The 6,133-nt window shown below is 59.2% G+C and carries 6 protein-coding genes; 2 read left to right on the forward strand and 4 right to left on the reverse strand.

Annotation, left to right across the window (positions count from 1 at the left end):
* The 3 genes from QF629_12850 to QF629_12860 all read right to left on the reverse strand — a co-directional run.
* On the reverse strand, nucleotides 1-423 hold a 423-nt coding region (locus QF629_12850), incomplete at its 3' end, for a hypothetical protein (protein MDP6014410.1).
* A gap of 61 nt (nucleotides 424-484) precedes the next feature.
* Nucleotides 485-898, reverse strand: a complete 414-nt coding sequence (locus QF629_12855) for a cytochrome c (GenBank protein ID MDP6014411.1) — start codon at nucleotides 896-898, stop codon at nucleotides 485-487.
* 134 nt (nucleotides 899-1,032) lie between these two features.
* On the reverse strand, nucleotides 1,033-2,553 hold the full coding sequence (locus QF629_12860; protein MDP6014412.1) for a PQQ-binding-like beta-propeller repeat protein: 1,521 nt from the start codon (nucleotides 2,551-2,553) through the stop codon (nucleotides 1,033-1,035).
* Nucleotides 2,554-3,107: 554 nt separating this feature from the next.
* On the opposite strand from QF629_12860, the gene QF629_12865 reads away from it, so the two are divergent.
* Nucleotides 3,108-3,611 carry a tetratricopeptide repeat protein gene (locus tag QF629_12865; protein ID MDP6014413.1) on the forward strand — a complete coding sequence of 168 codons (504 nt, stop codon included), beginning with the start codon at nucleotides 3,108-3,110 and terminating at the stop codon, nucleotides 3,609-3,611.
* 156 nt (nucleotides 3,612-3,767) lie between these two features.
* On the opposite strand, the gene pcaF is transcribed toward QF629_12865, so the two are convergent.
* Nucleotides 3,768-4,973 (reverse strand): 3-oxoadipyl-CoA thiolase, encoded by a 1,206-nt coding sequence (pcaF, locus tag QF629_12870; GenBank protein MDP6014414.1) that lies wholly within the window; start codon nucleotides 4,971-4,973, stop codon nucleotides 3,768-3,770.
* A 97-nt stretch (nucleotides 4,974-5,070) separates the two neighbouring features.
* Here pcaF and QF629_12875 point away from each other — a divergent pair, with 97 nt between their 5' ends.
* Complete coding sequence (locus QF629_12875; protein MDP6014415.1) at nucleotides 5,071-5,973, forward strand: EamA family transporter; 903 nt, start codon at nucleotides 5,071-5,073, stop codon at nucleotides 5,971-5,973.
* Nucleotides 5,974-6,133 lie beyond the last annotated feature (160 nt).

The following is a 6,133-nucleotide window of genomic DNA, read 5'->3' on the forward strand; positions in this document are numbered from 1 at the left end:
GGACTGCGGTTTCCCTGTAAGCCACTCGTAGTAATTCCGCAAATTGGCCTGATCGGTCCATCCTGTGTAGAAGACGCGCGTGATACGACGATGTAGAAATTCTATTTTTCGGTAAAACTCGATGATGAACTCCACGCGCACCATGTCTCCGCGAATCTCTTTTATCTGCACGAACGGCGCCATCATATCTTCGATTTGATCTTCCTCGAGCATCATGCATAGCTGCTCTTCGAGCAGCTCAGACCGTAAGCTCGCAAGTTGACCCCGCGGCAAGTCCGCCTCACGCTGGATGGCGGTAGTATAGGCCTCTGGCGAAATGCATACCCAAGTCCGGTCGTAGAAAGTCTGCGGCGCCCACTCCGCAGCCTGCACCGGGGCCAGAAACCCCACAGCGAGCGCGGCAGCTAAAATAAAATATCTCATATCCTCACCTTCTGCGGCGGCTGTGAGCCCCCGCCATGCGACGAGTTTCTGAGACCGACGCTCAATCGAGCACCCACTTGGCACCCGGGAGTGCCAGCGTCTCCAAATATGTCCCAATCTGAGCGATCTCGTCTTCGTCGAGCACACCGCCCCAGGGCGGCATGCGCTTTTTGACCCGGCCTTCGAGCGTGATACGCACGAATTCCGGATAGCCACGCCAGAACTTTCTTAGGTCGGCGGCATAGTCGCCGAAGCGCGACACACCGTCAGCGTGGCGGCCGTGACATTGAACGCACCACTTGAAGTACAATCGTGCGCCCTCCTGAATATGCTCCTCCTGACCGGCAAATGGATTTGCCTTCGGATAGGCATCCTCAGCTTGAACAGCAGTAGTGGTGAGCCACGTCAATCCAATGGCAACGACGACCGCAAAGGCCAGGGCAAAAAGCCACTGCCGACGAAAGTAGACTGTCACGAGCGATTCTCCTTGTCGTTCGACTGTTTCCGGTGACGGCAGAAACCATCACGTCTGGAAGAGACACATAATCAAACAGAAAAAGAAGGGGCAAGAGGTCGATGACCTCTTGCCCCAAATTGGTTAGATTTTGTCTAGTCTAGCGCGAAAGTAACTAGAACCGCGCTTTCCTGGAAGTTGACAGCCTTCTCCGAATTCAGGCCATGGACCGCGCGCCCAACATAGGACCCGTGACCCGAAGCCACTGACACATACTGCGTGCCACCCACCTCGTAGGAGATGATACCGCCGTTATGGCCAGAGCCGTTGTTAAACCGCCACAGCAGCGCACCGCTAGCAGCGTCCATCGCCTCGACGTAGCCGTCAGAGGTGGCGTTGAACAGTAGGCCACCAGCAGTCGACATCAGAGCCGAATGCGGAATGATGTCATACCGCTTCTCCCAGGCGAGGTCGCCAGAGACAGGATCACGCGCGGTGAGGAAGCCATGGTTGGTGTCGCCCGGAGGATCGGTACCAATCCATTCGGCAGCCATGTAGGCCTGCGCGAAGGGCTCGGTGGTGCGAACTTCGGAGCCCGCAGTGATGTAGTCGGCACCGCCCTTGGGTGCTACCGTCAGCCACATGCACCACTCCTGAGTGACACGATAGAACAGGCCCGTATCCGGACTGTACGAACCAGCATTCCAGCTATGGCCACCGTCAATGGCGGGGCAGACCAAGGTCTTCTCGCCGGCTTTCGGCCAAAGCATATTTTCCCACTGGCCGGTCTCAAGATTGAAGCCGGAGGTCCAGTTCTGGTTCTTCATGTCGGCATAGACATTGATCGGCTGACCGGTCTTGGCGTCATGAACGTGGTTGAAGCCGTTCTTGCCCGGATGCAGCACGACACTACGGCCGTCTTCGTTAATGATGACATACTCGCCTGGAGACGCATCATAGTCGTACGGATCCGACGGGGCTTCCTGGAAGTACCAGTTCAGAGAGCCCGTATCCAGATCGAGAGCAATTGTCGACGACGTGTAGAGGTTGTCACCAGGGCGAATGGCATCCGCATTCGGATCGCGGCAGGTATCGCCACAATAGTCGTAATCCGGGTTCGGATTACCGGTGCCAATAAAGATCTGGTTGTTGGCATAGTCAACGGTGCCGGGCTGCCAAGCGCCGCCGCCGCCCCACTTCCAGGTGTCGCCGCCCCACGTGGACAGCGCATGGTCGTCACCGCGACCTGTGGTGTAGAAGGTCCACTTGATATCGCCATTGGACGGATCGATGCCGTAGCACTTACCCTCGACCGGGTATTCACCGCCATTCTGACAGATCTGGAACAGATCGGAGCTGACGAAGGTGCCGGCCCCACTGAAGCCTGCCGTCTCTCTCGAGGAATCAACGATCTGTTTATCCCACACCACCTCGCCAGACATTTCATCAAGAGCGACGAGATGACCATCGGCAGTGCCCATGTAGACACGTCCGTCGCCAACCGATAGGCCACGAGTATGCGAGAAGAACGAGCGTGCAACCACCGCCTCGTCCATCTCGGGCTCCCACGCCCAGAGGCGATCGCCGGTCGCGCCGTCAACCTTCCAGACAGTGGAGGGGTTGGTGGCGAGATACACGGCACCGTCCACGGCCAGAGGCGTGGAATGCAGGCCCATGCGTTCATGACCAGGCTGGAAAATCCATGCTGGACGTAGCCCGCTGACATTGTTGGTGTTGATCTGAGCTAGTGGACTATGCCGCCAACCCTTGTCAACGGTCCGGTGATAGTGACACCAGTCGCTGTCAGGGCAATTCCGGATCCGAGCAGAGTTTGTGTCTGCAACGGCCGAAGTTGCGGCGAAAGTCCCCATGACGGCAGTCAATGCCGTCAACTGTAGGACTTGCCCTAATTTCATTGGGTGACCTCCCTAGTATAGTTTCTGATTAACGAAGAGCCGAAGCGTTTGCCCCCCCGACCCCTAGGCGCAGTCTCTCTCGTTCTAAGCCACGCTTCACCCGGCCTTAATTTAAAGTACCGAGATTTCACATTCGCCCAGGCTACTCTGAAGCGACTTCGCTCTTCTGAAGCCGCCTGCCGAGAAATCCTCCGTTTGCAATCATTATTCGACGAAAATCCACTGTCAAGTACGTTACTAGCAGAGTTTATGTGTTTGGCGCATGCGGATTGGCGCGGGTAGACCCCTCGCAAACACATATTCGATGGTAATTAATGGAGAAAAATCATGGCCTAAGAACAAGACTCTCGCGCTTCGGGGCGGCTCTTGGGCTTGTATTTTTTATCGCGGCGAATGGCGCGTCAGCCAACAACATCAACACCACGATCCCCAATATCGAAAGGCCAGCTGCACTTAACGTAGATCTCACGCAGGCGCAGGCCGCCATCGATGCTGGGGAATACGACAGCGCCATCGTGCAACTCGCAGCCATCATCGCCGCCTCGCCTGACAGCGCCGAGGCCTACAACCGATTTGGTTACGTGCACCGCAGGCTGCAGAATTTCGATAAGGCTTTCGCCAATTACGGTCGCGCACTTGATATCAAGCCCGATCATATGGGTACCCACCATTACATTGGCGAGGCTTATCTCGAAGTCGACGATTTGGAGAAGGCCGAGTATCACCTAGCCCAGCTGAACGATATCTGCGAATGGGGCTGCGACGATTTCTGGAAACTCAAGGCCGCCGTCGAGCTTTACCAGGCAAACGTCCTCTAGCTCGCCTCGCTTCCCGGCGGCAGGTCGGAATTAGGAATGCACGGAGCAGTTACCAGGGCGACACATTAAGGCCGTACCGGTAGCGATACCACCATGGCTACCGTCTCTAGCTGCAACGAAAGCGACCGCCGCCAACGCGATCCCCAAACGCATGCTCTATACCTTCTCGATGACCATCGCCAGCCCCTGCCCAACGCCGACGCACATAGTGCAAAGGGCATAGCGCCCGTCGCGGTGATGCAGCTCGCGCGCCGCGGTCAGTACAAGGCGTGCACCGGACATGCCGAGCGGATGCCCGAGCGCGATGGCGCCACCGTTGGGGTTCACGTGCTCGGCATCGTCCGCCAGACTGAGTTGACGCAGGACAGCGAGCGTTTGGGCAGCGAAGGCCTCGTTAAGCTCTATCACGCCGACATCGTCAAGGGAGATGCCGAGGCGCTGCAACAGCTTTTGCGCGGCGGGCGCTGGTCCCATGCCCATGATGCGCGGCGCCACTCCAGCACTGGCCGCGCCGACCACGCGCGCGATCGGCGTCAAGCCATGGCGCTCAGCCGCAGCCTCGGAGGTAACAACGATGGCCGCGGCGCCGTCGTTGACACCCGCCGCGTTGCCAGCCGTCACGGTGCCGTCAACGCGGAAGGGCGTCGACAGCTTGGCCAGGCCTTCGAGGGTGGTATCAGGCCGCGGGTGCTCATCGGCCTCGACCACCAGCGGCTCACCTCGGTGGCGGGGAACGGTCACCGGCACAATCTCTTCCGACAGGCGACCCGACTCCATGGCGGCACCGGCACGCTGTTGCGAGCGCAAGGCGAAAGCGTCCTGATCAGCGCGCGAGACCTGATACTGCTCGGCCACATTCTCCGCCGTCTCTGGCATCGAGTCGACGCCATGCTCCGCCTTTATGCGCGGATTGACGAAGCGCCAACCGATGGTGGTGTCGAAAATCTCGGCCGAGCGTGAAAAAGCCTTGTCTGCCTTGCCCATGACGAAGGGCGCCCGGGTCATGCTCTCGACCCCACCAGCAACCATCAGCTCGCCTTCACCACAGCGGATGGCATTGGCTGCTGCCGAGACCGCCTGCATGCCGGAGCCGCAAAGACGGTTCACTGTCTGGCCCGAGACTGATTGTGGCAGGCCGGCCAGCAGCGATGCCATGCGGGCCACATTGCGGTTGTCCTCGCCCGCCTGGTTGGCTGCGCCATAGATGACGTCGTCAACCGCCTCCCAATCGACGCTGTCGTTGCGCGCCATCAGGGCCGAGATCGGCACCGCTGCCAGATCATCGGTGCGAATACCTGACAAGGCGCCACCAAAACGGCCAATTGGCGTGCGCGCGTTGTCGCAAATAAAGGCCTCGATCATATCGCAATCTCCCTTTGCGGCTACCCGTATGGTAACGCCTTCGACGGCCACGCCAAGCCCTTGCCGCCACTGCCGCACCTCTGGTCTATTGCGGCCGATGGAAGCCTGGATACCGATCACCATTGCCGCGGCGGCATTACAGACCGTGCGCAGTGGCCTGCAAAAACATCTCAAGGGACAGTTGAGCACAACGGGCGCAACATTTTCGCGCTTTCTCTACGCCTGGCCGCTCGCCATCCTCTATCTGCTACTGCTCAACCAAGGCTTGGGCCTGGCGATCCCGACGCCAAATGCCGAGTTTGCCATGCACTGCGCCGTCGGCGGGCTGGCCCAGATCGGTGGCACCGCAGCCCTGGTGCAGCTTTTCTCGTACCGCAATTTTGCCGTCGGCACAGCCTATTCGAAGACCGACACGGTGCAGGCCGCGCTGTTCGGCATCGTCGTGTTGGGCGATGCGGTGAGCGCCATGGCCGGTGCAGCCATTCTCATCAGCCTGGTCGGCGTGATCGCCATCTCGACGGCGCGTCAGACCATTGGCTTGACCACCGTGCTGCACCAGTTGGTCGGTAAGGCAGCGCTGATGGGACTGCTCAGCGGCGCCGGCTTCGGTATCTCCGCGGTCTCCTACCGCGGCGCGGCACTTGCGCTCGGCGACGGTGACTCCGTCACCCAGGCGGCCCTAACCCTGGTCGTGGTACTGATTTACCAGACATTGCTGATGGGCGGTTACATGCGGCTCGTGGATTTCGCCCAGCTCAAGGCCGTGTTGTGCGCTTGGCCAGTCGGTATCTGGGTCGGTGTCAGCGGCATGCTCGGTAGCGCTTGCTGGTTCACCGCCATGGCCATGCAGAATGCAGCCTACGTGCGCGCCGTGGGTCAGGTTGAGCTAGTCTTCACCATCGCCGTATCGGCACTAGTCTTCCGCGAAAAGATCACGCGACGGGAGCTTTTCGGAATCCTGCTTCTCATCCTCGGCATCCTCTTCCTGATCCTTTCGTAACTTGCTCGGCGACATTCGCAAGGACCTGCGAAAAAAGAGCAGTATCGACCTCGAACATGCCTATTTTTTCGCCAAGCCAGACTTCAGCGTACCGGACTCGGCCGAGGAATGAAGCGGATCGGCGTTTCGCAGGCAAAGCGTTCGCCAAGCGCAAAGGTGG

The organism is Alphaproteobacteria bacterium (assembly GCA_030739735.1).
In the GTDB taxonomy this organism is placed as follows: domain Bacteria; phylum Pseudomonadota; class Alphaproteobacteria; order UBA7887; family UBA7887; genus UBA7887.

Excerpts from the sequence above, each read along its gene's own strand:
- QF629_12865 (MDP6014413.1), top strand. The coding sequence starts at position 3,108 with ATGGAGAAAAATCATGGCCTAAGAACAAGACTCTCGCGCTTCGGGGCG.
- QF629_12860 (MDP6014412.1), bottom strand. The coding sequence starts at position 2,553 with ATGGGCCTGCATTCCACGCCTCTGGCCGTGGACGGTGCCGTGTATCTC.
- pcaF (MDP6014414.1), bottom strand. The coding sequence starts at position 4,973 with ATGATCGAGGCCTTTATTTGCGACAACGCGCGCACGCCAATTGGCCGT.
- QF629_12875 (MDP6014415.1), top strand. The coding sequence starts at position 5,071 with ATGGAAGCCTGGATACCGATCACCATTGCCGCGGCGGCATTACAGACC.